The organism is Streptomyces sp. NPDC058457, assembly GCF_042720695.1.
GTDB lineage: Bacteria > Actinomycetota > Actinomycetes > Streptomycetales > Streptomycetaceae > Streptomyces.
Genome location: NZ_JBHXLU010000037.1, coordinates 1 through 26,878 on the forward strand (window position 1 = coordinate 1; position 26,878 = coordinate 26,878).

Below are 26,878 nucleotides of genomic sequence, written 5' to 3' on the forward strand. Positions count from 1 at the left end.
TCGACGGCCTTGCGGCCGTCCGCCGGGGCGAGGTCGAACAGGTAGGGCGGGTTCGCGGTGGCCTCGACGAAGGCCTGGGCGGCGGGCTCCAGCACGGGTCGGGCGGGCGTGGCGTCGGTCATGACGGCCTCCTCGGTTCGGGTGCCGCGCACAGGGCGGCCGGCGGTCTTCGCCGGGGCGGCGGCACAACAAGAAGAATAGCGCACGACTAAGTCGTGCACTACTTGTTGTTGGTCGATCTGTTTGTGTCCGATATAATAGGATGCGAAGTGTTTGGGCTCCATAGGGTCGAGGAGACCGGAAAGCTAGGGTGGTGAACGGCTGTGAACACCGCAGGAACCACCGGAACCAGGAGTCGCCCCGTGGACCGCACCGCCGCCGAGCCGGCCGAGGGCTCGCTCCTCCTCGACGACCAGCTCTGCTTCGCGCTGTACGCCGCCTCCCGCGCCGTGACCGCGCGCTACCGGCCGCTCCTGGACGAACTGGGGCTGACCTATCCGCAGTACCTGGTGATGCTCCTCCTCTGGGACCAGGACTCGGTGTCCGTGCGCGAGCTCGGTGCCGCGCTGCAGCTGGAGTCGAGCACGCTCTCCCCGCTGCTGAAACGCCTGGAGGCGAGCGGACTGGTCACCCGGGAACGGCGCCCCGACGACGAACGGTCCGTCGCCGTCCGGCTGACCGAGGACGGCGTCCGGCTCCGGGACCGCGCCCGGTCCGTCCCCGTCGCCATCGGGGACGCCATGGGCCTGACGCCCGAGCAGGACGCCACGGCGAAGCAGTTGCTGCGCCTGCTCACCGCGAACGTCTCCGACGGCTGACGGCCCCTCTCATCTCACCGGGCCCCTCTCGCCGGGCGCGGGTCACCAGGCGCGGGCGGCCGCCCGGAGGCGCTCGCGGACCCGTGCGACGTCCGGGTTGGCGTCGGAGCCCGGCAGCTGCACGAGGAAGAGGGTGTTGAGCGGCGGTTCCGCCGGTTCGTGCAGCAGGGTCGGGCGTCCGGAGCCCAGGTACTCCTGGCACGGCGAGCGGGGCAGCGCGCTGTATCCGGCGCCGGCGCTGACCGCCGACAGCACCGCGTAGAGGTTCGGCACCGTGACGGCGGCCCGCGCGGTGAGCGGTGAGGTGTCTGGCGAAGAGGCCGTGCACCAGTAGCGCCGTACAGTGCCGGTGATGCCGGTGATGCCGGTGATGCCGGTGATGCCGGTGAGTTGCGACGATGACGCAAGCTACCGGTAGCCCCGGTGCCCCGATGTACGGCTTCGTCGGGCTCGGGGTGATGGGGCAGCCCATGGCACTCAACCTGGCCCGGTCCGGCACCCCGCTCATCGTGTGGAACCGGACGCCCGGGCGTGCGGAGGCGCTGCGGGCGGCCGGGGCGCGGGTGGCGGCGAGCGCCGAGGAGGTCTTCGCCCATGCCCGTGTCGTGATCGTCATGCTGCTCGACGAGTCGGTGACGGACACGGTCCTCGGCCGGGGCGGCCCGGAGTTCGATGCTCGCGGCCCACGACTTCACGGTGCAGGCCGCCACCGCCGACGCCTATGCCAACACCCGGCTCATCGCCGACGCGGCCCGCGCGGCCGGGATCGCCACGCCCATGCTCGACCTCAGCAGCGAGCTCTACGGCGAGAGCGTACGGCTGGGCAACGCCCGCCTGGACATGTCCTCGGTCCTCACCGCCATCGAGGCCCGCACGGACACCGTGCCGCCGCCGTCCACCGACTAGGCTCCGGGGCATGCGGATCTCCGTCTCCTCCGACATGGACGAACCCGTGGCCCGCCTCCTCGTCGAGGAGTTGCGCCGCCGCGGCCATGAGGTGCGCACGTACGGTGCGCTGGAACCCGGCGCCGACCCGCAGTGGGCCGTCTGCGCGGAGGCGGCCGCCCGTGACGTCGCCGCCGGCGCCGCGGACCAGGCGGTGGTGTGCTGCTGGACCGGCACCGGCGCCTCGATCGCCGCCAACAAGGTGCCCGGCGTCCGCGCCGCCCTGTGCGCCGACGCCTACACCGCCGACGGCGCCCGCCGCTGGAACGACGCCAACGTCCTCGCCCTCGGCCTGCGCCTGACCTCGCAGCCGGTGCTCAAGGAGATCCTCGACGCCTGGTTCACGGCCACGCCGAGCCAGGACGCCGAGGACCTCGGGAACGTGGCCCACGTCGGGCGGCTCGACGCGGGCCGGGGGACTGTCTAGGGACTGGCCGGAGGGCCGTGCGGTGGGCTGCCCCCGGGTCAGTGGGCGCCGAGCCCGCCGCCGCCGAACGAGCCGCTGGAGCCCGGACTCCAGCGTGGCCGGTCCTTCGACGCGCTCGGCCTGGTCTGCTGGTTGCTGAGTTCGTACGGGGTGAGCGGACGGCCGCCCTTGGGGATCTGAGGGATCTCCTCCGACTCGCGGTTCTCCCGGACCTCGTGCACCGCGCCCTCCGGCGGCAGTTTCGGCTGCTCCTCGGGGCGCGGCCGGGGCGACTCGCGGTACTTGACCCGGTTGCCCAGCCAGAAGCCCCCGGCGAGCATCGCCAGCACGGCCACGGCCACCACGAAGAGCGCGAGACTCAAAAGGCCGCTGGGAGCGGCCAGCTGCATCGGTTCCGTACTCATAGCAAAGGAATACCCCATCCAGAACGGTACGAACCGGACGCATTCGGTGGCTGATCGCACACAGCGGGCGACAGCGACAGCGGTCGGCCGACGATGGCTGGCTGACGGTGGCAGGCCGGGGCGGCCGGCCGGGCGTCAGTGCGGATCGTCGCGGACAGAGACCGGGCAGAGGCGGCAGTGCACGTCGACCACGCCCTCCACGGCTCGGGCCAGCCGTTCGGCGACCGGCGCCGGTTCCGGGCTGTCGATCCAGCCGGTCAGGGTGACGACCCCCTCGCTGACCTCGACCCGGATGTGGTCGGCGGACAGCGGGAACAGGCGGTCGACGACCTGCCGGCGCACCTCCTCGGTCAGTTCCTCGTCCGCACGCAGGAACACCTTCAGCAGGTCCGCCCGGCTGACGATGCCCTTGAGCACGCCCCCGCTGTCGACGACGGGCAGCCGCCTGACCCCGCGCCGCGCCATGATGCGCGCGGCCTCCGCCAGGGTGGCGTCGGCGTGCACCGTCACCGCGGGCGCGTTCATCAGCTCCCCGGCGGTCACCCCGCCGGCCTTGGCCACGTCGGCGGGCCGCGCCCGCTCGACGAACCGGTCCGGATCCCGGTCCCGGAACTCCTCCTTGAACAGCAGGTCGGCCTCGGACACGACGCCGACCACCCTGCCCTCGCCCTCCAGCACGGGGAGGGCACCGACCTTCCACCGGTCCATCAGCGCGACGACGTCCTTGAACGGGGTGTCACGGCCGACGGAGACGGGGGTGCGGGTCATCACGTCGCCGACGGTGTGCGGGCTGCCGTGCATGGTTGCCTCCTCGGATCCCGCCGATCACGAGAGGGCGGGAAGGACGCCATCCACTTCTCGCGGATCCTGATTGCGCGGTGCGCGGCCGTGGCCGACCGCTTCTCCGCGTCACTGCGGGTCCTTCCCGTCACCTCCAGCACACCACGGGATCGCCCGCTCCACCAGGGCCGACCGGCCCGGAATTCACCGTGCGCCGCAAGTGCGGCGGCCGGCGGGCCGTGTCATGCCGCCGGCCGCACTTCTCTGGCGGTGCGGCCGCCGGACGCGCAGCGTGGAGGAGGGGGGCCGGCCGAACGCCCGAGGAGAGGTGCAACGCATGGACAGGGATGTCACCGAGCGACGGGTCGTGGTCGGTGTCGACGGGTCGCCGTCCTCCTACGCGGCACTGCGCTGGGCCCTTCGGTACGCCGGCCTCGTCGGCGGCGTCGTGGAGGCGGTCACCGTGTGGGAGCTGCCGGGGCTGTACGGATGGTCGGGACCCGCCGTGGACATGGACGTCGACGCGGAGGAGGCCCGGGACCGGATGCGGCAGGAACTGACCGACGTGCTCGGCGCGGACCAGGCGGACTCGGTCCGTTCCCACCTGGTGCACGGCAACACCACCGATGTGCTGCTGCGGGCCGCGGAGGGCGCCGAGGCCCTGGTCGTCGGCAGCCGCGGGCGGGGCGGGTTCGCCCGCGCCCTGCTCGGTTCCGTCAGCCAGCAGGTGTCCCAGCACGCCACCTGTCCGGTCGTGATCGTCCGCGCGGAACAGGACTGATCCGCGGCCCGTGCGTCGCGGCGTTTGCCGACGCCGCGTGCTGGTTACCCGGGCCGCATGACGTGGACGTCTTCTCAGCGGGACGTGTACCGGTTCCTCGAGGACCGGTTCGCGTGCGCCCAGGCCTGCGCGGAGTGCGCCCGGATGTGCGTGCTGCGGGCCGGCGTGCCGGATCCGGGCGGGACCGCCGAGGCGGAACGGCACCGGCGCACGGGCATCATGTGCGCCGAGGTGTGCGACGCCACCTGCCGGGCGCTGACCGAGGAGACCGGCCGGGACGCGGCCGGTCTGCGCGTCCAGCTGGAGTGGTGCCGTACGGTCTGTCTCGACTGCGCGCGGGCCTTCGACGCCAGGCCCGGCGCCGAGCCGAGCGCGGCCGCCTGCCGGGCGTGCGCCGCGGCCTGCGCGGACTTCACGGCGGCGCTCGGCTCGGCGCCGGGCCCCGGAAGCTGACACCGGGGGTCCCGCCATCAGGTCCGGCGATGCCGCCGCCCGGTCCGGTGTGGGCGGCCGCATCAGCCAGGGCCGCGGCACGAGGTGGACCGCCTGGGTGCGCGAGAACGCCGTGCGCTTCCGCGGCTCCACCCTGGAACAGGACCGCACGGCGATCCGGCCGCGGTGGGCCGAGCCGGAGCGGGCCGCCGAGTGCGTCCAGCCCCGGCTGCGCGCCGTCATCGACGAGGTGCGCCCCGACCTGATCGGGGTGGACAACGCCGGCGCGGACCCGTCCCTCGCCGCGTCCGGCATCCCGTGGGCGCGGTCGGTCTCGGCGAACCCCCTGGAGCCGGCCGACCCCGACCTGCGACCCGCCTTCTTCGGCTGCCCGGCGACCCGGCCACCCGATGCCTGGCATCGCCGATGCGCATTTCCGCCGCACCGCCGGGCTGCCTAGCGTGACAGCAGTACCGTCCGCCCCAGCCTCCCGCGTGCCAGAAGAGGAGCGCCGCCATGAGCCAGCCGCCCCGCCGGATCGTCACCGGTCACGACGAGACGGGCACCTCCGTGTTCCTCTCCGACGGCGAGCCGCCCGTCATCCGTACCGCTCCGGACGGCGCCGCCTTCTACGAGATGTGGAACACCGACTCCGTACCGGCACCCCTCGCGGCGGACGAGCCCGAGCCCACGGAGCGCGACCTGACCGTGCCGCCGGCCCCCGGCGGCACCAAGATCCGCGTCAACGAGTTCCCGCCGGGCTGTGTCTCCCCTACGCACCGGACGCAGACCGTGGACTACGGCATCGTCCTGGACGGCGAGGTCGTCCTCGTCCTCGACGACTCCGAGCGGATACTGCGCGCCGGAGACGTGGTGATCCAGCGCGGCACCGACCACCGCTGGGAGAACCGCACGGACACGCCGGCCCGGATGGCGTTCGTCCTCGTGGACGGCGTCTTCACCGAGCCGCTGCTGAAGGTCCTGGGCCCCGAGGTGCTCGGCTCCCTGCACGGCAGCCCGCTGGCGCCCGGCCAGTCCTGACACCGGTCGCGGTGAGCCGCCTCCATTCCCAATTTCTGGAACACGTTCTACGGTGTGCGCCGTCAGGACCGCCCTTGGGGAGCCTGGAGGCGCCGTGCACCTCGACCACACGCCCGAGCAGCAGCGGCTGCGCACCGAACTGCGCACCTACTTCGCCGGCCTGGTGCCGGAGAACGCCTACGCCCGCTACGCCGACCCGGCCGCGCAGAAACGCTTCTACCGGGAGACCGTCCGCCGGCTGGGGGCCGACGGCTGGCTCGGCGTGGGGTGGCCCAAGGAGTACGGCGGCCGCGGCCTGACCGCGATGGAACAGTTCATCTTCTTCGACGAGGCCGCCCAGGCCGGCGTACCGCTCCCGCTGATGGCGCTGAACACCGTCGGCCCGACGATCATGCGGTACGGCACCGACGAGCAGAAGTCGTACTTCCTGCCCCGCATCCTCTGCGGCGAGATCGACTTCGCCATCGGCTACAGCGAGCCCGACGCCGGCACCGACCTGGCCGCCCTGAAGACCAGGGCCGTACGGGATGGCGACGAGTACGTCGTCAACGGCCAGAAGATCTGGACGACGAACGGCGACACGGCCGACTGGGTCTGGCTCGCCACCCGCACCGATCCCGGGGCCCCACCCCACAAGGGCATCACCATGCTCCTGGTGCCGACCACCGACCCCGGCTACTCATGCACCGTCATCAACACCCTCGCCTCGCACGACACCACGGCCAGCTACTACGAGAACATCCGCGTCCCCGTCTCCCGCCGGGTCGGCGAGGAGAACCACGGCTGGCGGCTGATCACCAACCAGCTCAACCACGAGCGCGTCACCCTCGCCGCCCACGGCACCATGGCCATCCGCGCCCTGCACGACGTGCAGCGCTGGGCCATGGAGACCAAGCTCACCGACGGCCGCCGGGTGATCGACCTGCCCTGGGTGCGCCGCCGCCTCGCACAGACCCACACCCGGCTGGACGCCATGAAGCTCCTCAACTGGCAGATGGTGACCGCCGTCCAGGAGGGCACCCTCACCCCGCAGGACGCCTCCGCCGTCAAGGTCTACGGCTCCGAGGCGCGCCGCGACGCCTACGCCTGGCTGATGGAGGTCGCGGGCGCGGCCGGTCCGCTGAAGGAGGGCTCGGCCGGTGCCGTCCTCCACGGCGACCTGGAGCGCGGCTACCGCTCGGCGGTCATCTTCACCTTCGGCGGCGGCAACAACGAGATCCAGCGGGAGATCATCTCGTGGATCGGACTGGGGATGCCACGGGTACGGCGTTAGCCTGCCGGTATGGACGGTGACGCCGGGCTCTTCACCCCCGACTCCGTGACCTGGCACCTGCACGGCGACCCCATCATGTGGATCGCCGGCATCCGGGCGCTCTACCTCCAGGCACTGCACCCGCGCGCGGTGCGCGGCGTCATGGAGAACTCCGACTTCCGCAGCGACGCCTGGGGCCGCCTGATGCGGACCGCGAACTACGTGCGCACCACCATCTACGGCACCACCGAGGACGCCGAGCGGGCCGGGGCCAGGGTACGGAAGATCCACAGCATGCTGGGCGCCACCGACCCCGGCACCGGCGAACGCTACGGCGTGGACGAACCCGACCTGCTGCTCTGGGTGCACTGCGCCGAGATCGACTCCTACCTGCACGTCGCCCGCCGCTCCGGCATCCCGCTCACCGACGCCCAGGCCGACCGGTACGTCGCCGAACAGCGTGCCCGCGCCCGCCTGGTGGGCCTCGACGCCGACGCCGTACCCGGCGACCGGGCCGCACTGGCCGCGTACTTCGAGTCGGTACGGCCCGTGCTCGCCCTCGGAGCCGACGCACGCGCGGTGGACGAGTTCCTGCTCCGCCCGTCGACGCACCCCCTCCTGATACCGGCGCGCGAGGTGCTGTGGCGGCGCGTGGCCCACCTCGCGTACGCCTCTCTGCCGCCGTACGCCCACGGGCTGTACGGCAGACCGGCCCCGGAACCCGCCGTCGTCACCCGCCGACTGCACGCCACCGGCACCCTGCTGCGCTGTGTTCCCGCACGTCTGCGCTGGCAACTCCCGCCGAAACACATCCTGGACGCCATCGCGAGGCTCGGCCCGGACGCACGCCCCGCACCGTACAAAGTCGGGCGATAGACAGCCATACTGGGCCGACAGGGGGGTGTCACGGACCGGAACGCGTCGGCTCGACGCGACCGCTTCCCGACGGCGACCCCCTGGGGAGGGCGGGGCTGCAGGCGACGGGGGGGGCGACGGCGCGCGATGGCTGACAGCAGGCTGGTCCAGGGGAGGTACCGGCTGCTCGACCTGATCGGGCGGGGCGGGATGGGCGAGGTGTGGCGGGCCCGCGACGAGTCCCTCGGCCGGCAGGTCGCCGTGAAGTGCCTCAAACCGCTCGGCCCGCACCACGACCAGGCCTTCACCCGCGTCCTGCGGGAGCGGTTCCGGCGCGAGGCGAGAGTGGCCGCCGCGCTCTCCCACCGCGGGGTCACCGTCGTCCACGACTTCGGCGAGTACGACGGCATCCTCTACCTGGTGATGGAGCTGCTGGACGGCCGCGACCTCAGCCAGCTCATGGAGGACAACAAACACCACCCGCTGCCCGTCGGCGACGTCGTCGACATCGCCGAGCAGGTCGCCGCCGCCCTCGCCTACACCCACCAGCAGGGCATCGTGCACCGGGACCTGAAACCGGCGAACATCATGCGGCTCACCGACGGCACCTCGAAACTCTGCGACTTCGGCATCGCCCGCCTCGGCCACGACATCGGCTTCACCTCCCGGCTGACCGGCACCGGCATCGCCATGGGCACCCCGCACTACATGTCCCCGGAGCAGATCGGCGGCACCGAGGTCGACCAGCGCAGCGACCTGTACTCACTGGGCTGCGTGCTGTACGAGATCGCCACCGGTGCACCGCCGTTCGACCTCGACGACGCCTGGGCGATCCTCGTCGGCCACCGCGACACCCCGCCGGCCCCGCCGCGCAGCCACCGCCCCGAGCTCCCCGGCTGGTTCGAGAAGGTCGTCCTCGACCTGCTGGCCAAACGGCCGGAGCAACGACCGTACGACGCCCGGGAACTGGGCCGCCGGATCACCTCCGGGCGGACGACACCCACGTACGTCCCCACCGTCGTCACCGCGCAGCCCCGGCTCCGGCCCCCCGAACCGGCCGCCCGCGAGCCCCGGCTGCCGTCCTGGACCCGGGGCATGACCACCGGCCACAAGGCGACCGGCGCCGCCCTGCGCACCACCCCGCCCGACCCGGGTGCCGGACTCACCGGCGAGTGGATCGCCCGCCCGGCCACCGGCGTCGCGGAACCGCTCCCGGCGGTCCCCGCCCCCGCCCCGGAGGCCCTCGCCGCCCTCGCCGGCCGGCACAACGCCGGGCTCAGCCTGGGACGGCTCGGCCGCTGGGCCGAGGCGGGCGAGGTGCACCGGGCCGTCGCCGCCGAACGCATCCACCTCCTCGGCCCCGACCACGCCGACACCCTGGCCAGCCGCTACGAGATCGCCTTCACCCTCAGCCGCACCGGCCGTGCCGCCGACGCCCTGCGCGAGTACACCGAGGTCGCCGCCGCCCGGGAGCGCGTGCTGGGCGCCGACCACCCGGACACCCTCGCCGCCCGCCAGGAAACGGCCTACGTGCTGGGCCAGTTGGGCCGCCACTTCGACGCCCACCAGGTGTACACGGCCGTCCTCGCCGCCCGGCAGCGGCTGATGGGCCCCGACCATCCGGACACCCTGCGCTGCCGCCACAACCTCGCCTTCAACCTCAGCAGGCTGGGCCGCCTGGAGGACTCGTACCGGATGGCCCACGACGTGGCCGAGGCGCGCGCCCGGGTGCTCGGCCCGCAGCACCCCGACACCCTGGTCACTTGCTACGAAGTCGCCTACGCGCTGGGCCAGTTGGGCCGCTGGGAGGAGGCCCTGCAGACCTACCGCGAGGTCGCCGACGCCCGCGCCCGTGCCCTCGGCCCCGACCACCCGGACACCCTCGCCGCCCGCTACGAGGTCGGCATCAGCCTCGGCCGCCTGGGCCGCAGTGCCGACGCGCTCACCCTCTACCGCGCCCTGATCGACGACCGCACCCGCGTCCAGGGCCCCGCCCACCCCGAGACCCTGCGCGCCCGCCACGGCCTCGGCGTCAACCTCGGCCGCCTCGGCCGCTGGGAGGAGGCCCTCGCGGAGTCCCGCGACGTGTGCGCGATCCGCGAACGGGTCCTCGGCGCCGACCACCTCGACACCCTGGTCAGCCGCCGCGAGGTGGCGGTGAGCCTGGGCTGGCTGGGCCGCTGGTCGGACGCACTGACCGAGTACGGCCGGGTCGCCGCCGCCCGGGAACGGGTCCTGGGCTCCGACCACCCCGACACCCTGGCCAGCCGCAACGACGAGGCACACTGCCTGGAGCAGTTGGGCCGGGGCGCCGAGGCGGTGGAGCTGTACCGCAGGGTGGCGGTACTACGCCAACAGCGCGCATCCGGAGGTCGACTCTGAAATGCGCCCCGTCAACGCGCCCCAAATGGGCGCGGGGAACTGCGCGACCAGCCACACACAACCCGCACGTGGAAACCGGCCCTCCTCGCGGAGCGAACCGGCACGCCTCTTACTCACCTAGATCATCATGTGTTACGAAGAACCATGCCCGCTGCCACGGAACCCTCCCGCACCTACGACGCCATCATCGTCGGCGGCGGCCACAACGGCCTCGTCGCGGCCGCCTACCTCGCCAAGGCCGGCCGCACCGTACTCGTGCTGGAGCGGCTCGCCCGCACCGGCGGCGCCGCCGTCTCCACCCGCCCCTTCGCCGGCGTCGACGCGCGGCTGTCCCGCTACTCCTACCTGGTCAGCCTGTTGCCCAGGAAGATCGTCCGCGACCTCGGCCTGGACTTCCGCGTCCGCGGCCGCACCGTCTCCTCGTACACGCCCGTGGAGCGCGACGGGCGCCCGACCGGACTGCTGGTCGGCGGCGGTGAGCGGCGGATCCGCGAGGCGTTCGAACGGCTGACCGGGGGCAAGGCGGAGTACCAGGCCTGGCAGCGGTTCTACGCCATGACCGGCCGGGTCGCCGAACGCGTCTTCCCGACGCTCACCGAACCGCTGCCCGCGCGCGAGGAACTGCGCCGCCGCATCGACGACGACGCGGCCTGGCGCGCGCTGTTCGAGGAGCCGATCGGAGTGGCGATCGAGGAGAACTTCACGGACGACCTGGTGCGCGGGATCGTCCTCACCGACGCGCTGATCGGCACCTTCGCCGACGCCCACGACGCCTCGCTGCGCCAGAACCGCTGCTTCCTCTACCACGTCATCGGCGGCGGGACCGGCGCCTGGGACGTGCCGGTCGGCGGCATGGGCGCGCTCACGGACGCGCTGGCCGCCGCCGCGCGCGCTGCGGGCGCGGTGCTCGCCACCGGGCACGAGGCGGTACGGATCGAGACGGACGGCCGGGCCGCCGAGGTCGCCTACCGCACCGCCGACGGGGAGGGCGTCGCCGCCGCCCGGCACGTCCTGGTGGGGGCCTCCCCGCAGGAACTCGCCGCCCTCACCGGCGACCCGGCCCCGGAGCCCGCCGAGGGTGCCCAGCTCAAGGTGAACATGCTGCTCAAGCGGCTGCCGAGGCTGCGCGACACCGCCGTCGACCCGCACGAGGCGTTCTCCGGCACCTTCCACATCGCCGAGGGCTACGGTCAACTCGCCGCCGCCCACGAACAGGCGGCGGCCGGCCGGCTCCCCGCCGCCCCGCCCTCGGAGATCTACTGCCACTCCCTGACCGATCCCACCATCCTCGGCCGTGACCTGGCCGAGCGCGGCTACCAGACGCTCACCCTCTTCGGCCTGCACACCCCGGCCCGGCTGTTCGCCGCCGACAACGACGCCGTACGCCACGAACTCCTCAAGGCCACCCTCGCCCAACTCGACGCCCACCTCGCCGAGCCGATCGCCGACTGCCTGGCCCTCGACGCCGACGGCCGTCCCTGCATCGAGGCGAAGACCCCCCTGGACCTCGAACGCGACCTCCGCCTCCCCGGCGGCAACATCTTCCACCGCGACCTCTCCTGGCCCTACGCCCAGGACGGCACCGGCCGCTGGGGCGTGGAGACCCGGCACGCCAACGTCCTGCTGTGCGGGGCGGGCGCGGTGCGCGGGGGAGGGGTGAGCGGGGTGCCGGGGCACAACGCGGCGATGGCGGTGCTGGAACAGCGGGACGAGTGACCCCGGGCGTCAGCGCAGGTGCACCCCGCCGTTGATGTCGAACGTGGCACCGGTGACGTATCCGGCCTCCTCGCCCACCAGATGGGCCACGAGGGCGGCCACCTCCGCCGGCCTGCCCAGCCGCCCGACAGGGATGCCCGCCGCCATCACGGACACCGCCGCCGCGCCGAGTTCCGCCACCGCGGGCGTCTCGACGGCCGCGGGTGCGACCGCGTTGACGGTCACACCGTACGGCGCCAGCTCACGGGCGAACACCTTGGTCAGGACCAGCACCCCGGCCTTGGACGCGGAGTAGTGGGCCCCGGCGAGCGTGCCGCCCTGCTGGCCCGCCAGCGAGGCGAGGTTGACGACCCGCCCCCACCCGCGCTCGCGCATCGCCGGCGCGCACAGCCGGGTCAGCGCGAAGACACTGCGCAGGTTGGTCGCCAGCACGGCGTCCCACTCGTCGAGCCCGATGTCCCACACGGATCCCGGCACGGTACGGGCGGCGTTGTTGACCAGCACGCCGGGTGCGTGCCAGACACCGGAGACCGTGCGCACCGCGTCCTCCAGCGCGGCGACGTCGCCCACATCCGCCGCGAGGGCCAGAGCGGTGCTCCGGCCGGGGTCCAGCTCGTCGGCCAGCGCGGTGACCGCGTCCTCGTCGCGGTCGAGCAGGGCGACCCGGAGTCCGAGCCGGTGCAGTCGCCCGGCGACGGCCGCACCGATACCGCGCCCGGCGCCGGTGACCAGGGCGACCCGGGGCTGTGCGCCGCCCCCGGCGCCGGTGTCGGTCGTCGCTGCGCTCACTGTCGTCTCCTCTCAGATGACCGGGCTCGCCGGCAGCGGGGCGCCCAGCAGGGCACGGCCGTAGATCTCCTTGCTGGTCTGCACGCTGAGCGCCGCGTGCCGGGAGGCCGTCTCGATGTCCCGCCAGGCCCTCTGCAGCACGGCCCCGTCCGCGAAGCTCCCTGCCCCGGCGGTGTCGAGCAACAGGCTCACGGCCTCGCGGGCGCATCGCACGGCGTGCGCGGCGTCCATGCGCATCCGGGCCCGCTCGCGCAGCCCGGGCCGGCGGCCGTCACGCGCCTGGGCGTCCAACTCGTCGGCGGCCCGCGCCAGGTGCAGCCGCGCGGTGTCGACCAGCAGCGCGGCGTCGGCCACGTTCAACTGATGGGCCGGGGCCTCGGCGACCAGCCGGTACAGCGGAGAGGCCGCCCGCCTGCCTCCCACGACCGCTCCGACCACCTGGTGGAGCGCCTCGGCGGCGATCCCCACCGCGGTCGCCACGAGCGGCAGGTTGATGGAGAGGTGGAAGGTGATCCGCGGCTCGTCGGGATGACGGTCCCGGTACGTCCCGTTCGCCATCGCGGTCAGGGAGATCGTCCGTGCGTCGGGCACGAACACGTCGTCCGCCACGGCCGTGTCGCTGCCCGTTCCCCGCATCCCGGCGGCATACCAGACGTCGTCGACGGTCAGGTCCGACGTGGGGACCAGGCCCATGCCGCGTTCCGTCTCGCCCCCGTCGTTCGTCCACGTGAAGCCGAGCAGCGTCCAGGGGGCGTGGTGGATGCCGGAGATCCAGGGCCAACTGCCGCTCAGCACCCAGCCGTCGGCGGTCCGCCGGGCCGTTCCCGACGGGTTGGCCGTGCCGCAGACGAACCCGTCCGGGTCGTCCTTCCAGAGGGCGGCACGCTCGGAGTCCGCGAGCTGGGACGCGAAGAGGTTGCCGCCGTAGGCGATGCCCACGATCCAGGAACTGGCGGCACATCCGCGCGCCAGCTCCTCGCACACGTCGACCGCGGTGCGGGCGCCCGCACCGTGACCGCCGTCCGCCACGGGGGTGCCCAGGCGGAACAGACCGGCCCCGCGCAGCGCGGTCAGGCCGATGTCGGTGAGCCGGCGGCCCTGCTCGGTGCGGGCGGCCTGCTCGGCGAGGAGAGGAACCAGCGCCCGGGCCGCCGCCACGGGCGGGAGGTCGCCGGACGCGCCGGATCGGCCCCCGGGATCGGAGAGTTCGCTGCCCACGCTGGTTCCTGTTCTGTCGGTCCGGTACGCCGTCGGCGTCCTGCTTCTCGCGGCATCAGTAGGCGACCACGTTGTCCAGCTCCTCGTCCGCGGCGAACCGCACGAGCTGCCGGCGGACCAGGGCCTCGAGACGAGGCCACAGGGAAGGCGTCAGCGCACCGACGTGCGGGGTGATCACCACTCCGGGAGCGCCCCAGAGCGGATGGCCCGCAGGCAGCGGCTCGGGGTCCGTCACGTCCAGCGCGGCGCGGAGCCGCCCGTCGCGCACTTCCTCCCACAGGGCGTCCGTGTCGACGACCGCGCCCCGGGCGACGTTCACCAGCAGCGCGCCGTCCCTGAACCCGGCCAGCAGCTTCGCGTCGACCAGATGACGGGTGACCGCCGTCAGCTCGGTGGTCAGGACGACCACGTCCGCCTCCGCGACGAGTTCCGGCAGCCGCGACACGGCGTGCACCGGCCCGCGCGGAGACCGCCGTCCGGTCCGCGCGACTCGGACGACCGCGCATCCGAAAGGCGCCAGCAGGTCTTCCACGGCGGACCCGAGGGCGCCGTATCCGACGACGAGGACGGTCCGTTCGTACAGCGACGAGAACACCGCGGGCCGCCACTCCCGCAGCTCCTGACACCGGGTGAACTCCGCCGTGCCCCGCAGCGAGGCGAGGATCAGGGCCAGGGCGAGCTCCGCCGTGCTGGGCGCATGGGTGCCCCTGGCGTTGCACAACGTGACCCTGCCGGGGAGGCGGCGCAGTTCCGCGCCCAGCCCGTCGTGACCGGAGCTCAGCGCCTGCATCGCTCTGAGACGGGTCATCCGGCCGAGCGGTCTGCTGATGGTCCGGAGATCCTGGACCAGGGGCGGGACGTAGAACTCCACCTGGCCCGGATCCGACGGAAAGTCGGCGCGGCCGTCCCAGCGCGCGTACCGCAGGGTGTCGGGCAGGCCCGTGAAGCTGGTGAACTGGGCGGGAAGCCAAACCTGCCCCATGACTCCCTCACGATCACACGACGACACCGGATCCCCTGTTGATCAACGATCACCATCGGCCTGACGCGCTGTCATGTGATCGTGGGGACATTGCCCGTTGGGGCCGGATGGAGGGCCGAAAGGGTGCGGGTGCCGGACGAGGGCGCGCGGAGAGATCCGACCGGAAATCCGCCGAAGAATCTGACGGGGCATCAGAAAACCTCTTCCGTCGGCCGCACGACTGCGGCATCCTGCGCCCATGCAGACGGAGCTGAGCAAGACCCTGGGAGTCGAGCACGCCGTCTTCGGCTTCACGCCGTTTCCCGCCGTGGCCGCGGCCATCAGCCGGGCCGGCGGCTTCGGAGTGCTCGGCGCGGTCCGCTACACCGCCCCCGACGACCTCAAACGCGACCTCGACTGGATCGAGGCGCATGTCGACGCAAAGCCCTACGGGCTTGATGTCGTCATGCCCGCCAAGAAGGTGGAGGGCGTCACCGAGGCCGACGTCGAGGCGATGATCCCGGAAGGGCACCGGCAGTTCGTACGGGACACCCTCGCCAAGTACGGCGTGCCCGAGCTCGCCGAAGGAGAGGCGTCCGGCTGGCGCATCACCGGGTGGATGGAGCAGGTCGCCCGGACCCAGCTCGACGTCGCCTTCGACTACCCGATCCGGCTGCTCGCCAACGCCCTCGGTTCCCCGCCCGCCGACATCGTCGACCGCGCCCACGACCAGGACGTCCTCGTCGCCGCGCTGGCCGGCAGCGCCCGGCACGCGGTCAAGCACCGGGACGCGGGCATCGACATCGTCGTGGCCCAGGGCTACGAGGCCGGCGGCCACACCGGCGAGATCGCCACCATGGTGCTCACCCCGGAGGTCGTCGACGCCGTCGCCCCGCTGCCCGTACTGGCAGCCGGCGGCATCGGCAGCGGGCAGCAGGTGGCCGCCGCGCTCAGCCTCGGGGCCCAAGGAGTGTGGCTGGGCTCCATGTGGCTGACCGTCACAGAAGCCGACCTCTCCTCGCCCGCCGTGACCCGCAAACTCCTCGCCGCCGGCTCCGGCGACACCGTCCGCTCCCGCGCCCTGACCGGCAAACCGGCCCGCCAGCTGCGCACCGAGTGGACCGACGCCTGGGACGACCCGAACGGCCCCGGCACCCTCCCCATGCCCCTCCAGGGCCTACTCGTCGCCGAGGCCCTCACCCGCATCCAGAAGTACGAGGTCGCGCCCCTGCTCGGCACCCCCGTCGGACAGATCGTCGGCCGCATGACCGGCGAACGCAGCGTCCAGGCCGTCTTCGACGACCTCACCCGGGGCTTCGAACAGGCCGTCGACCGCATCAACCGCATCGCCGGAAGGAGCGGCACGTGACCAGCACGCCCCCCGCCGGATTCTGGGCCCAGGCCACCAGGGACCCCGACCGCACGGTCCTCGTCGCACCCGACGGCGAGGAATGGACCGCAGGCCGCCTGCACACGGCCGCCAACCAACTCGTCCACGGCCTCCGGGCCGCGGGCCTGCAACGCGGGGACGCCTTCGCGGTCGTCCTGCCCAACGGACCCGAGTTCCTCACCGCCTACCTGGCCGCCACCCAGGCCGGCCTCTACCTCGTCCCGGTCAACCACCACTTCGTCGCCCCGGAGATCGCCTGGATCGTCGCCGACTCCGGCGCCAAGGTGCTCCTCGCCCACGAACGGTTCGCCGGCCCGGCCCGCCACGCCGCCGACGAGGCCGGCCTCCCGGCCACCCACCGGTACGCGGTCGGCACGGTCGAGGGCTTCCGGCCGTACGCCGAACTCCTCGACGGACAGCCGGAGTCGGCACCCGCGGACCGCGAACTCGGCTGGGTCATGAACTACACCTCGGGCACGACAGGCCGCCCCCGAGGCATCCGCCGCCCGCTGCCCGGCAGACTCCCCGAGAAGGCCTACCTCGGCGGCTTCCTCGGCATCTTCGGCATCCGCCCCTTCGAGGACAACGTCCACCTGGTCTGCTCGCCGCTCTACCACACGGCCGTGCTCCAGTTCGCGGGCGCGTCCCTCCACATAGGCCACCGTCTCGTCCTCATGGACAAGTGGACCCCCGAGGAGATGCTCCGCCTGATCGACGCACACAAGTGCACCCACACCCATATGGTCCCGACCCAGTTCCACCGCCTGCTCGCCCTCCCCGAAGATGTGCGCGCACGCTATGACGTCTCGTCCATGCGGCACGCCATCCACGGCGCCGCCCCCTGCCCGGACCACGTCAAGCGCGCCATGCTCGACTGGTGGGGCCCCAGCGTGGAGGAGTACTACGCGGCCAGCGAGGGCGGCGGCGCCTTCGCCACCGCCGAGGACTGGCTGAAGAAGCCCGGCACGGTCGGCAAGGCCTGGCCCATCAGCGAACTCGCGGTCTTCGACGACGACGGCAACCGGCTGCCGCCCGGTGAACTCGGCACCGTCTACATGAAGATGAACACCGGCGGCTTCGCCTACCACAAGGACCAGGCCAAGACGGAGAAGAACCGCATCGGTGACTTCTTCACCGTCGGCGACCTCGGCTACCTCGACGAGGACGGCTACCTGTTCCTCCGCGACCGCAAGATAGACATGATCATCTCGGGCGGGGTCAACATCTACCCCGCCGAGATCGAGTCCGTGCTCCTCTCCCACCCCGCCGTCGCCGACGCCGCCGCCTTCGGCATCCCGCACGACGACTGGGGGGAGGAGGTCAAGGCCGTCGTCGAACCCGCCCCCGGGCATGCGCCGGGCCCGGAACTCGCCGCGGACCTCCTCGCCCACTGCGCCGGACAGCTAGCCGGCTACAAGTGCCCCAAGACCGTCGACTTCATCGCCGAGATGCCCCGCGACCCCAACGGCAAGCTGTACAAGCGGCGGCTGCGGGACCCGTACTGGGAGGGGCGCACCCGGCCGGTGTGAGCGGGGCCCGGCGCCTCAGGGAGTCCGGCGCCCCCGGGAGTCCGGCGCCCCCGGGAGTCCGGCGTCTCAGGGGCGCGGGCGGTGCCGGGCCTCCAGGAACCCGGCGAGGCCGGCGGCATCGGTGCCGAGTTTGCGGTAGACGCGGGACAGCAGCTGCCGTACGCCCTGCTCGGTGAGGCGCAGCTCCTTGGCGACCACGGCCACCGGGTGTCCCTGGACGGTCAGTTCGGCGGTGCGCAGTTCCTGCGCGGTCAGCGTGTCCGCCTGCGGGTAGCGCAACGGCAGCGGCCGCAGCCCGGCCGCCGAGAGCTCCTCCCTGGCCCGGGCGGCGAGCGCCTCGGCTCCGCAGTGGACGGCTCCTTCCAGTCCCTGGTACAGCCGGTCGGCGGCCTCCTGGAGCCGGCCGCCCAGGGACAGCGCGGCGCCGTGGCCGATCTGGGCGCGGGCGAGTTCGTAGGCGGCGGGCGACTGCTCCAGGTGTTCGACGGCCTGTGCGTACAGATCGAGCGCTGCCGGCCCGCCGGTCACCTCGGCGAGGGTGTGCAGGGCCTGCCCGACGACGGAGGCGGCACCGAACTCCCGGGCCCGCCGCACGGCTTCCTCGGCGTGGCCGACCGCCTCCTCCGGGGCGGAGGGGGCGAGCGCGGACGCGAGCCGCAGCTGCCACGGGCACCAGGCCGGGTTGCGCCAGCCCCGCGCGTCCAGCCACTCCCCGACCGTGGCCAGCAGCCGCGCCGCCTCGGCGTGCCGTCCCTCGGCGAGGAGCAGTTCGGCGTAGACGGTGCGGGGGTCTGGATAGATGACGGCGTTGGGCGCCGTCGCACCGAAGTGGTGCTCGTCGGCCAGTGCCCGCGCCTCGGCGACGCGCCCACGGGCCAGCAGCGTCTGGATCAGAATGCCCACGGCGAACCACTGGGCGGGAACGGCCCCCTCCACCTTGTCGGCGATCTGCAGGCCTCCCCGTACCAGCTCCTCGGCCTCGGCCAGACAGCCGCGGCGGTAGCGGATGTAACCGGCGAGGGTCTGGCCGAGGGCCAGGTGGGAGCCACGCCAGCCCATGGCCACGCATTCCGCGATCCCCTTGCTGAACAACTCCTCGGCCCGCCGTGGCTGGTCGCCGTACATGAAGACCAGCGCGACCGAGGCGGGGACCTCGAAACCGCGGTTCTCGTCGGTCCAGCTCATGCCACCGGCCAGGGCCTTCTCGGCATGGGCGAGGATGCTCTGCCGTGGTTCGCCGCGCAGGACGGCATCCCAGGCCCGCAGTCCCAGGATGTAGCGTTCCTCAAGACTGCGACCGGGCAGCTGCTCGGCCAGCCGGGTCAGTGTCCGGGAGCGTGCGGGTGAGTCGTGGTCGTCGGTCTGGAACATGCCCCAGACGAACTGATCGGCCTGCATGCGCAGTTTGACGCGAGGATTGGTGGCCTTCCTCGCCTCCTCGGTGGCCACGCTCACGGCCTCGGCCAGTTGGTCGGTGTGGGCCAGTGCCTGCGTCAGCCGGAAGACGATGGAAGCGCGCAGATCGGGGTCGACGTCGGACTCCGCCAGCGCCTGGCGCAGGTGCCGCACCGTGGCCGTGGGTTCGATCAGGAAGGTGGAGCACGCGAGTTCGTGGAGGACCGCAGCACGGTCCTCGGGCAGGGGCGGCTCCCGCAGCGCGCGGGTCAGCAGCCGTTGGGCGGCCTCGGTGGCTCCGGCGCGCAGGTACAGGCTCGCCGCCTCGCGGAAACACTCCACCGCTTCCGGATTGCCTTCGCAGGGCACCTCCAGCAGGTGCCTGGCGGCGACGGTGGGACCGTGCCCCGCGGCCAGGACGGCCACCGCCGCGGCGTTGTGCATACCGACCCGGATGGCCGGCGGGCGGATGGACCGGTAGATCGTCGTGGCGATCAGCGGGTGAACGAACTCGAGGGAGCCGTCGAGGTCCCTTCCGTAGGACAGGATCCGGGCCGCACGCAGCTTCTGGATCGCCTCGGTCGCCGCCTCCTCGCCGAGCACCGCGACGGTCGCGGCGAGCTGCGGCGAGAAGGGCGAACCCAGCACGGCGGCCGCGTGCGCGAAGCGTTGAGTCGCCGTGCCGAGCCGTTCCAGCCGCTCGATCAGTCCCGGGCCTTTGATCGCTGCGGCGAGCTCACGCATCGTGGGCAGGTCGTCCTCGGTACCGCTCACCTTCCGCTCGGCGAGCCTGATGGCGAGCTCCACCACCTCGAGGGGGCTCCCGCCGGTGGCCGACCAGCACTCCCTGCAGAACTGCTCCTGTGCCGCCTCCCCGACTTCGGCTCTGACGATCCGGGTCACTCCTTCCGCGGTGAGCAGCGCCAGCTCGTGGGGGCGGTCCCCGTGGCGTCCCACGAGCGTGCGCAGTTCGCCGCCCTCCGGCGGGAGTTCGTCGGGCCGGTAGGCGACCACGAGCAGCAGCGGGAGGTCGTCGACCCGCGGCACGAAGGAGGTGAGCCACTTCAGGGACTCGGGGTCAGCCCAGTGCAGGTCGTCCAGGAGCAGGACCACGGGCGCCTTCTTCACCGAGAGGCGAGTCATGACCCAGTCCAGACCCTCCCGGACCCCGGTGGGGTCCGGAGCAGGAGCGGACCCCCTCGCTTCGAGACCGAGCACGGCGGCGATGGTGTCGTACCAACTTCCCAGGAAGGCACGGAGTTCCGCCTCGTCCATCTTCGCCAATGACGGCTGCATCAGCTGGCGTACGACGCGGAACGCCGAACCCTGCTCCGCCTCGCCGCCCCTGCCCGACAGCACGGTGAATCCGTCTGCTGCGGCCCTGGCGCGCGCCTCTGACATGAGGGCTGTCTTGCCCAGTCCGGCCGACCCGGTGAAAGCGAGCAGTCCCTTGTGCCGTGCTCGCGGCACGCTGCCCGGGGTCCGCCGCAACTCCTGGAAGGCGGCGTCGAGGGCGTGGAGTTCCCGCCGGCGCTCGATCAGGGTTTTTTGGTCCGTGACCGGTTGCCGCGGCTCCATTGCCATATGCCGTACCGCTTTCTTTCGTTCGGCCCGGGGACAGCCGAGCGTACGCCTTGTCGCGGTGTGAGCAGGCCGGACTGAGTACTATCGGGTGAATCATGAACTGCAGAAGGGATAATGTCCGCCTTCCGGGTATGGGGTCCTGATCGCCGCGTCGCGGAGGCGCAGTCGCAAGCTCGCGTCAGGTGCTCCTACGAAACTGCGGGCACCGTCGCCACATCCGAGTACCGGGGTACGGTGCGGGACCAGTGGTAACACCCGCGCATCCAGCCGATCATGCCCTCCACATAGCCGACCCCGGTGGGGCTCAGCTCCGGTTCGACCTTGGCGTAAAGGTCCTGGAACTCCTCGATCGTGCCGTTGATCTGCCTGATGGCGAGCATGACGGCGGCTTGCAGGGAACAACGGTTCTCGCGCTTGTGGGCCAGAGCCAGGTTGATCATTCCGCCGGCCCGCTGCTCCTTCACCGCGGAGAACAGGTCGGGTATCCATACCGCGGCGTCGGCCGACAGCCGGCCCAGTCGCTGTACGACCGGGTGGTGGAGTTCGGCGGGGGACAGTTCGTCCGGCTGGGCGGCCTCACACAGGGGGTAGAACGGCTCGACTCCTGCGATCAGGGAGCGGATGGAGGTGCAGTCCCCGGCCCGCAGGAGGTAGGGCTGGGCCTGGGCGACCGCTTCGTACAACAGGCCGTGCACGTATTCACGGCTCTGCCAGGCCCACCGGGCGGACTGCGCGGGAGTGCAGCGTTCCCGTACCTGCCGGTGGAGATCGGCCAGGGCCGCGCCGAGAGGAGTGCGGGGTGGCCGGCCGTCCCGCAGGATCGCGATGCTTTCGAACAGCATCGGCAGCAGTAGGCCCGGCGAGCGCTGACCGAGGTCCTCCGCACAGTCGTCGAAGACGAACTGGTAGGCGATCTGGTTGGCCACGATCTGGAGGAGACCGGAATCCACGTCGGCGCTGATGCAGGACGCGAGCTCGGCGGGGCGTGTGCGGGCGATCATCGCCGCCACGCCCGGATCGTCCGTCATCCCCCATACCCGCAGCCATACGTCGACGCCGGCCGCGGCTTCGGCCTCATGGGGGTTGCGCTGGAACGGGAACGGCACGTGGAGGTGGGCGTCGATCAGGTCCCCGAGGTTGGCGACGGGAGTTCCGTCCGGAAGGCCGAGGGTGATTTCCTCATGCGTTGTCGACAACGTGATCACCTGCCGTTCGGGGCTCCGGAGAGCAAGGGGTGGCCGTGGCAGGCCGGCGGACCGGGCGCGACTCGCCCGACGGCATGCGCGGCCTGGCTTCACAGGCCATGACCAGCGAGCGCGGCCCCAGGGTGATGGCGGGGCGCGGTGTCCGTGCGACGTACCCGGGCAGATGGCGCAGGCGCACGCGGCCGGCGATGGTCGCGAGCGCCACGGTGACCTCCACCATGGCGAACTCGTCGCCGAGGCACTTGCGGTTGCCCGCGGAGAACGGCATCATCGCGCGCCGCTGTCCGGCGGTGGGCCGCCCCGGCAGCCAGCGGTCGGGGTCGAAGCGCTCGGGGTCGGGGAACGACGACGGGTCGTGGTGCAGGAGGTAGGGGCTGTAGAGCACGGTGGCTCCCGCGGGCAGCCGGCGTCCGGCGAGTTCCGTCTCCCGGGTGGTGACGCGGGTGAAGAGCCAGCCGGGGGACGAGTGGCGCAGCGTCTCGGAGACGACGCACCGGGTGCGGACGAGGTCCGGCAGATCGCCGGGGCCGGGCCGCCGTCCGCCCGGAAGGACGGCGTCGAGCTCGGCGTGCAGCCGCTGCTCGGCCTCCGGGTGGCGGGCCAGCAGACTGAAGGCCGCGGCCAGGGACAGGGCCGAGGTCTCGGCGCCCGTGAGCAGCAGTGTGATCAGATGGTCGTGGATCTCCTGGTCGCCGAGGACCGTCGCCCCGTCGTCGCCGCTGGCTGCCAGCAGACTGCCCAGGACGTCGTCGCGGGCGGGGCCCCGCCGGCGCTCCGCGATCACCGTGTCGATGACGGCGTGCAGACGGGCGAGTGCGCGCCGGTAGCGGCGGTTGGCGGGGGCCGGGAGCCGGAACAGGGCGTCGACCGGTACGACCGTGCGGACGAAGAGGCCGCGGACGACGTCGGCGAGACAGTCCCGCACCTGGGCGGAGGCCGTGTCGTCCAGTGAGCCGGAGAACAGGACCCGGCTGATCACGCGGGTCGTGAGGGTCATCGCCGCCTCGGTGACGGGAACCGCCCAGCCCGCCTGACCCGCCCGGCCCGCCTGCCACCCCTCGCACACCGACTCGGCCTCCTCGGCGACGAGTTCCGTGTACGCGGCGGCGTGGGACGGCCGGAACGCGGGCTGCAGCAGTCTGCGTTTGTCCCGGTGCGCGGACTGACGGCAGGTCACCAGTCCGTCCCCCATCAGGTTTCCGAGGCGGTCGTAGAGCGGGCCCCCTTTGTCGAAGGTGTGCGGGTCCATGAGCACCTCGTGGGCCAGCTCCGGGTGGCACACCATCCAGGCGCGCTGGGGGCCCAGCCGTATCTCGACCAGATCTCCGTGCGCGGGCAAAGAATTCAGAAACGCCAGCGGCCGACGGTATAAGGAGATAGCGTGACCGAGGATTGGGAATATGCCGGGAGCAGTACCTGTCGTCCACGTTCGTTTTTGTTCAGACGCGGCACCGTTCATGGAAACCTCCTGCCCAGTACGAAGCGTGAAATGAGCGAACCTGCCTAGGGTCTGACAACCCGAGACAAGTCCTGCCCAGTTCAACCGTGCCCGGGTTTCCGGAAACCTTTCTCCAAAGGGGCGCACGGGGGCACGCTGAAGCAAAAAGCAGCGGGGGTGAACACCTCTTGATGCATGGTGCATCAATTGTGATTCCATGTGGCACTCCAGTGTGGTCCCGCCCCGTCCTCCCCTCGCACCGCGAGCGATGTGAGGGGAGGAGGCGCCGAGCGGACCCAGGGGTTTTCGGCGCCTGCTCCCCGGTCGCTTGACCTGTCCCGGCGACGGGCCGAGGATCATGAGTCATGACGCACGGACAGGGCAGCACGGTGGACGGGGTGCTGCGGCGCAGCGCCCGGCGCACTCCCGCGCGGGTGGCGGTGCGCTACGGCGACCGGCGGTGGACGTACGAGGAACTCGACGACGCCGTCTCGCGCGCGGCGAGCGTACTCCTCGGTCAGGGCCTCGACCGCGGCGACCGGGTCGGCACCTACGGACACAACTCCGACGCCTACCTGATCGCCTTCCTCGCCTGCGCCCGCGCCGGCCTGGTCCACGTCCCGGTCAACCAGAACCTCACCGGCGACGACCTCGCGTACATCGTCGGCCAGTCGGGCAGCTCCCTGGTCCTCGCCGACCCCGACCTCGCCGGCCGGCTCCCCGACGGCGTACCGACGCTGCCGCTGCGCGACGACGACGGCTCGCTGCTCGCCCGGCTCGCGGACGCGGCGCCGTACGACGGGCCCGAACCCCGCACCGAGGACCTGGTGCAGCTGCTGTACACCTCCGGGACCACGGCGCTGCCCAAGGGCGCGATGATGACCCACCGGGCGCTGGTGCACGAGTACCTGAGCGCGATCGCCGCCCTCGACCTGAGCGCCGGGGACCGGCCCGCGCACGCACTGCCCCTCTACCACTCCGCCCAGATGCACGTGTTCCTGCTGCCCTACCTGGCGGTGGGCGCGACCAACATCATCCTCGACGGGCCGGACGGCAACACCCTCTTCGACCTGGTCGAGGCCGGGGACGCGGACAGCCTGTTCGCGCCGCCCACCGTGTGGATCGGGCTGTCCAACCGTCCCGACTTCGCCACCCGCGATCTCGGCGGACTGCGCAAGGCCTACTACGGCGCGTCGATCATGCCGGTGCCCGTCCTGGAGCGGCTGCGCGAACGGCTGCCGAAACTCGCCCTGTTCAACTGCTTCGGGCAGAGCGAGATCGGACCGCTCGCCACCGTGCTCGCGCCCGAGGAGCACAAGGGGCGGCTGGACTCCTGCGGCCGCACCGTCCTGTTCGTCGAGGCACGCGTGGTCGGCGAGGACGGCAAGGACGTGCCCGACGGCACGCCCGGCGAGATCGTCTACCGCTCACCGCAGCTGTGCGAGGGCTACTGGGAGAAGCCCGAGGAGACCGCGGAGGCCTTCCGGGACGGCTGGTTCCACTCCGGCGACCTCGCGGTGCGCGACGCCGACGGCTACTACACGATCGTCGACCGGGTGAAGGACGTCATCAACTCCGGTGGCGTGCTGGTCGCTTCACGGCAGGTCGAGGACGCCCTCTACACCCACGAGGCCGTCGCCGAGGCCGCCGTGATCGGCCTGCCCGACGAACGGTGGATCGAGGCGGTCACGGCGGTCGTCGTACCGCGCGGCGAGATCGACGAGGCCGGGCTGATCGCCCATGTCAAGGAGAAGCTGCCCGCCTTCAAGGCACCCAAGCGGGTCCTGTTCGTGGACGCGCTGCCCCGCAACGCCAGCGGGAAGATCCTGAAGCGGGAGCTGCGGGACCGGTTCGGCCCCACCTCGTGAGGACCCGGGAGGCCGCTCTCGCGAGCCCCGGGACGTGAGCGTCGGCACAACGCCCGCCCAGGACCCAAGAAGTCTGGTTCCATACCGTGTGCGGCTTCCGACACCTCGTCCGCCGTTCACCGCCGGCGTGCACATCACAGACATGTCCTGCTGCCTCCCCGTCCCCCTCGGCGCACTCGCGGGCATCCCCGGCCCCCGCGAGCTGCTGCGCTCCGGCCTCCTCCTCGCACCCGCCCTGCTCCGGTCCGCCACCGCACCCCGCCCCCGGCACCCCGGCCCGCTCGCCGCCGTCCACCTGGAACTGGTCACCCTCACCGAGGACCGCGCCGTCATCACCTGGCACACCGCCCTGCCCGGCACCGACGACGGCACCGGCCGGATGCTGCCCGCCGTCACCGAGGGCGAGGTCGTCTACGGCACCCACCCGGCCCGCCTCAACCGCACCGCGGGCGAGGACCGTCCCACCGCACACCACCACGTCGAAATCACCGGCCTGGAGCCCGGGCAGACGTACTACTACCAGGCCCGCTCCCAAGGCGTACCCGCCGTCCCCACCGCGCTGCACCTGGTACGCGGCAACGCGGCCGGCACCTCCCGCCACGGCCTCGGCACACCCGGCGGCCCCTACTCCTTCACCACCCCGCAGCCCCCGCCCGGCCGCCACCTGCTCTCCCTCGCCCTCTGCAACGACCTCCACATCGGCGAGACCGTCGCCGGCCTGGTGGCCGGAGTCCCCTTTCTGCGCGGAGTGGCGCAACGGACGGGACAGACCCCCTACCCGGAGCTCATGAGCCGGGCCGTGGTGGACGAGGCCCGCCGCCGCGGGGCCCAGCTGCTGCTGGCCGCCGGTGACATCTCCGCCGGCGGCGGACCGCGCGACCTGGCGGAGGCCAGACGGATCCTGGACGGCTTCGGCACCCACCGGCGGGACTACTTCGTGGTCCGCGGCAACCACGACCGCGGCGCGGGCGAAGGCGACGCCTTCCGCCAGGTGTTCGGCGGACCCGACCGGCCCGGCTGGTTCGAGCACGACGTGGGCGGACTGCGGATCATCGGCCTCGACACCTACGACAAACGCGGGAACGGCGGTGACGCGGGCGGCCTCGGCGCCGAGCAGCTGTCCTGGTTCCGGCGCCGGCTGCGGGCCCACAGGGAACAGCCCACCGTCGTCTTCGGCCACCATCCGCTGACCGTACGGGAGCCCCTCTTCCCGGTGAGCCCGGCGCAGCGGCTCGGCCGCCGCCAGGCCCGCGCGATCCTGCGCGCCTACGCCGCCGCCCCGGGTGTGTTCCTCCACCATGTGGGCCACACCCACCGCAACAAGCGCACCCATGTGCACCTCGCTCCGCAGGTGACGCTGCAGGAGGTCGGCGCCGCCAAGGAGTACCCCGGCGGTTTCCTCCTGCTGCGGATCCACAGCGGCGGCTACGCGCTCAACTTCTTCCGGGCGCGCGCCGCCGAGGCCCTGGAGTGGAACGAGCACAGCCGCCGGCAGGCCGGGGGACTGTGGCCTTACCACGCGCTCGGCCGTTCGGTCGCCGACCGCAACAGCGTGGTCGTCCGCGACCTGTCCGGCATCGGCCGGCTGGTGCCGCCGTCCGCGCAGCCGCATTCCTCCCAAGGGATGACGGCCGTCCCGAACCCCCGCCTGGATGTGGCCTAGCGAAG

At 72.5% G+C, this 26,878-nt stretch carries 23 protein-coding genes and 2 pseudogenes; 15 read left to right on the forward strand and 10 right to left on the reverse strand.

Features of this window, described 5'->3' with window-relative positions:
- Window positions 1-122 (reverse strand): annotated as a pseudogene (locus ACFWPS_RS26800) (esterase); the annotation flags it as partial.
- Between the two features lie 240 nt (window positions 123-362).
- Here ACFWPS_RS26800 and ACFWPS_RS26805 point away from each other — a divergent pair.
- Window positions 363-818, forward strand: coding sequence for a MarR family winged helix-turn-helix transcriptional regulator (locus ACFWPS_RS26805; protein ID WP_383708825.1), 456 nt, complete (start codon window positions 363-365; stop codon window positions 816-818).
- Window positions 819-860: 42 nt separating this feature from the next.
- On the opposite strand, the gene ACFWPS_RS26810 is transcribed toward ACFWPS_RS26805, so the two are convergent.
- The gene (locus ACFWPS_RS26810; RefSeq protein ID WP_383708967.1) at window positions 861-1,199 is read right to left on the reverse strand and encodes a LysR substrate-binding domain-containing protein; all 339 of its coding nucleotides are present in this window, start codon (window positions 1,197-1,199) and stop codon (window positions 861-863) included.
- A 50-nt stretch (window positions 1,200-1,249) separates the two neighbouring features.
- Here ACFWPS_RS26810 and ACFWPS_RS26815 point away from each other — a divergent pair.
- Window positions 1,250-1,724, forward strand: a pseudogene (locus ACFWPS_RS26815) (NAD(P)-binding domain-containing protein).
- A gap of 10 nt (window positions 1,725-1,734) precedes the next feature.
- On the forward strand, window positions 1,735-2,190 hold the full coding sequence (locus ACFWPS_RS26820) for an RpiB/LacA/LacB family sugar-phosphate isomerase (protein WP_383708827.1): 456 nt from the start codon (window positions 1,735-1,737) through the stop codon (window positions 2,188-2,190).
- A 38-nt stretch (window positions 2,191-2,228) separates the two neighbouring features.
- Here ACFWPS_RS26820 and ACFWPS_RS26825 read toward each other — a convergent pair whose 3' ends face one another.
- Window positions 2,229-2,594, reverse strand: coding sequence for a DUF6479 family protein (locus tag ACFWPS_RS26825; protein ID WP_383708829.1), 366 nt, complete (start codon window positions 2,592-2,594; stop codon window positions 2,229-2,231).
- Between the two features lie 135 nt (window positions 2,595-2,729).
- Complete coding sequence (locus tag ACFWPS_RS26830; protein WP_383708830.1) at window positions 2,730-3,395, reverse strand: CBS domain-containing protein; 666 nt, start codon at window positions 3,393-3,395, stop codon at window positions 2,730-2,732.
- 316 nt (window positions 3,396-3,711) lie between these two features.
- On the opposite strand from ACFWPS_RS26830, the gene ACFWPS_RS26835 reads away from it, so the two are divergent.
- From ACFWPS_RS26835 to ACFWPS_RS26870, 8 genes are all read left to right on the forward strand, one after another.
- Complete coding sequence (locus ACFWPS_RS26835; RefSeq protein WP_383708832.1) at window positions 3,712-4,155, forward strand: universal stress protein; 444 nt, start codon at window positions 3,712-3,714, stop codon at window positions 4,153-4,155.
- 57 nt (window positions 4,156-4,212) lie between these two features.
- A complete protein-coding gene (locus tag ACFWPS_RS26840; protein WP_383708834.1) occupies window positions 4,213-4,608 on the forward strand; it encodes a ferredoxin in 396 nt (131 codons plus the stop codon).
- 97 nt (window positions 4,609-4,705) lie between these two features.
- Entirely contained in the window at window positions 4,706-5,047 is a 342-nt protein-coding gene (locus ACFWPS_RS26845; RefSeq protein WP_383708836.1) for a hypothetical protein, read from the forward strand.
- Window positions 5,048-5,103: 56 nt separating this feature from the next.
- Window positions 5,104-5,628: a cupin domain-containing protein gene (locus ACFWPS_RS26850; RefSeq protein WP_383708838.1), complete on the forward strand. Its 525-nt coding sequence runs from the start codon at window positions 5,104-5,106 to the stop codon at window positions 5,626-5,628.
- 94 nt (window positions 5,629-5,722) lie between these two features.
- Window positions 5,723-6,901 (forward strand): acyl-CoA dehydrogenase family protein, encoded by a 1,179-nt coding sequence (locus ACFWPS_RS26855; protein ID WP_383708839.1) that lies wholly within the window; start codon window positions 5,723-5,725, stop codon window positions 6,899-6,901.
- A 9-nt stretch (window positions 6,902-6,910) separates the two neighbouring features.
- Complete coding sequence (locus ACFWPS_RS26860) at window positions 6,911-7,756, forward strand: oxygenase MpaB family protein (protein WP_383708841.1); 846 nt, start codon at window positions 6,911-6,913, stop codon at window positions 7,754-7,756.
- A gap of 126 nt (window positions 7,757-7,882) precedes the next feature.
- A complete protein-coding gene (locus ACFWPS_RS26865) occupies window positions 7,883-10,117 on the forward strand; it encodes a tetratricopeptide repeat protein (RefSeq protein WP_383708843.1) in 2,235 nt (744 codons plus the stop codon).
- A gap of 144 nt (window positions 10,118-10,261) precedes the next feature.
- Entirely contained in the window at window positions 10,262-11,833 is a 1,572-nt protein-coding gene (locus tag ACFWPS_RS26870; RefSeq protein WP_383708845.1) for a phytoene desaturase family protein, read from the forward strand.
- A gap of 9 nt (window positions 11,834-11,842) precedes the next feature.
- On the opposite strand, the gene ACFWPS_RS26875 is transcribed toward ACFWPS_RS26870, so the two are convergent.
- The 3 genes from ACFWPS_RS26875 to ACFWPS_RS26885 are packed head-to-tail and all read right to left on the reverse strand — an operon-like array spanning window position 11,843 to window position 14,822.
- Entirely contained in the window at window positions 11,843-12,622 is a 780-nt protein-coding gene (locus tag ACFWPS_RS26875) for an SDR family oxidoreductase (protein ID WP_383708847.1), read from the reverse strand.
- A 12-nt stretch (window positions 12,623-12,634) separates the two neighbouring features.
- A complete protein-coding gene (locus ACFWPS_RS26880) occupies window positions 12,635-13,840 on the reverse strand; it encodes an acyl-CoA dehydrogenase family protein (protein ID WP_383708849.1) in 1,206 nt (401 codons plus the stop codon).
- Window positions 13,841-13,895: 55 nt separating this feature from the next.
- Complete coding sequence (locus tag ACFWPS_RS26885; RefSeq protein ID WP_383708851.1) at window positions 13,896-14,822, reverse strand: 2-hydroxyacid dehydrogenase; 927 nt, start codon at window positions 14,820-14,822, stop codon at window positions 13,896-13,898.
- Between the two features lie 238 nt (window positions 14,823-15,060).
- Here ACFWPS_RS26885 and ACFWPS_RS26890 point away from each other — a divergent pair, with 238 nt between their 5' ends.
- A complete protein-coding gene (locus tag ACFWPS_RS26890) occupies window positions 15,061-16,170 on the forward strand; it encodes a nitronate monooxygenase (protein WP_383708854.1) in 1,110 nt (369 codons plus the stop codon).
- On the forward strand, window positions 16,167-17,720 hold the full coding sequence (locus ACFWPS_RS26895; RefSeq protein ID WP_383708856.1) for an acyl-CoA synthetase: 1,554 nt from the start codon (window positions 16,167-16,169) through the stop codon (window positions 17,718-17,720). Before ACFWPS_RS26890 ends, ACFWPS_RS26895 begins: the two co-directional genes overlap by 4 nt.
- A 66-nt stretch (window positions 17,721-17,786) precedes the next feature.
- On the opposite strand, the gene ACFWPS_RS26900 is transcribed toward ACFWPS_RS26895, so the two are convergent.
- From ACFWPS_RS26900 to ACFWPS_RS26910, 3 genes are all read right to left on the reverse strand, one after another.
- Window positions 17,787-20,699, reverse strand: coding sequence for an ATP-binding protein (locus ACFWPS_RS26900; protein WP_383708857.1), 2,913 nt, complete (start codon window positions 20,697-20,699; stop codon window positions 17,787-17,789).
- A 188-nt stretch (window positions 20,700-20,887) separates the two neighbouring features.
- Window positions 20,888-21,904 (reverse strand): (-)-alpha-amorphene synthase, encoded by a 1,017-nt coding sequence (locus tag ACFWPS_RS26905; protein ID WP_383708859.1) that lies wholly within the window; start codon window positions 21,902-21,904, stop codon window positions 20,888-20,890.
- Entirely contained in the window at window positions 21,879-23,363 is a 1,485-nt protein-coding gene (locus ACFWPS_RS26910; RefSeq protein ID WP_383708861.1) for a cytochrome P450, read from the reverse strand. Before ACFWPS_RS26910 ends, ACFWPS_RS26905 begins: the two co-directional genes overlap by 26 nt.
- A 344-nt stretch (window positions 23,364-23,707) precedes the next feature.
- Between ACFWPS_RS26910 and ACFWPS_RS26915 the strand changes: the two genes are divergently transcribed.
- On the forward strand, window positions 23,708-25,210 hold the full coding sequence (locus ACFWPS_RS26915) for an acyl-CoA synthetase (RefSeq protein ID WP_383708863.1): 1,503 nt from the start codon (window positions 23,708-23,710) through the stop codon (window positions 25,208-25,210).
- A gap of 127 nt (window positions 25,211-25,337) precedes the next feature.
- A complete protein-coding gene (locus tag ACFWPS_RS26920) occupies window positions 25,338-26,873 on the forward strand; it encodes a fibronectin type III domain-containing protein (RefSeq protein ID WP_383708865.1) in 1,536 nt (511 codons plus the stop codon).
- The last annotated feature ends 5 nt before the right edge of the window (window positions 26,874-26,878 follow it).

Bases quoted from the DNA above. Each gene is read 5' to 3' on its own strand.
- ACFWPS_RS26820 (WP_383708827.1), top strand. From the start codon at position 1,735: ATGCGGATCTCCGTCTCCTCCGACATGGACGAACCCGTGGCCCGCCTC.
- ACFWPS_RS26825 (WP_383708829.1), bottom strand. From the start codon at position 2,594: ATGAGTACGGAACCGATGCAGCTGGCCGCTCCCAGCGGCCTTTTGAGT.
- ACFWPS_RS26830 (WP_383708830.1), bottom strand. From the start codon at position 3,395: ATGCACGGCAGCCCGCACACCGTCGGCGACGTGATGACCCGCACCCCC.
- ACFWPS_RS26835 (WP_383708832.1), top strand. From the start codon at position 3,712: ATGGACAGGGATGTCACCGAGCGACGGGTCGTGGTCGGTGTCGACGGG.
- ACFWPS_RS26840 (WP_383708834.1), top strand. From the start codon at position 4,213: ATGACGTGGACGTCTTCTCAGCGGGACGTGTACCGGTTCCTCGAGGAC.
- ACFWPS_RS26850 (WP_383708838.1), top strand. From the start codon at position 5,104: ATGAGCCAGCCGCCCCGCCGGATCGTCACCGGTCACGACGAGACGGGC.
- ACFWPS_RS26860 (WP_383708841.1), top strand. From the start codon at position 6,911: ATGGACGGTGACGCCGGGCTCTTCACCCCCGACTCCGTGACCTGGCAC.
- ACFWPS_RS26865 (WP_383708843.1), top strand. From the start codon at position 7,883: ATGGCTGACAGCAGGCTGGTCCAGGGGAGGTACCGGCTGCTCGACCTG.
- ACFWPS_RS26870 (WP_383708845.1), top strand. From the start codon at position 10,262: ATGCCCGCTGCCACGGAACCCTCCCGCACCTACGACGCCATCATCGTC.
- ACFWPS_RS26885 (WP_383708851.1), bottom strand. From the start codon at position 14,822: ATGGGGCAGGTTTGGCTTCCCGCCCAGTTCACCAGCTTCACGGGCCTG.
- ACFWPS_RS26890 (WP_383708854.1), top strand. From the start codon at position 15,061: ATGCAGACGGAGCTGAGCAAGACCCTGGGAGTCGAGCACGCCGTCTTC.
- ACFWPS_RS26900 (WP_383708857.1), bottom strand. From the start codon at position 20,699: ATGGCAATGGAGCCGCGGCAACCGGTCACGGACCAAAAAACCCTGATC.
- ACFWPS_RS26910 (WP_383708861.1), bottom strand. From the start codon at position 23,363: ATGAACGGTGCCGCGTCTGAACAAAAACGAACGTGGACGACAGGTACT.
- ACFWPS_RS26915 (WP_383708863.1), top strand. From the start codon at position 23,708: ATGACGCACGGACAGGGCAGCACGGTGGACGGGGTGCTGCGGCGCAGC.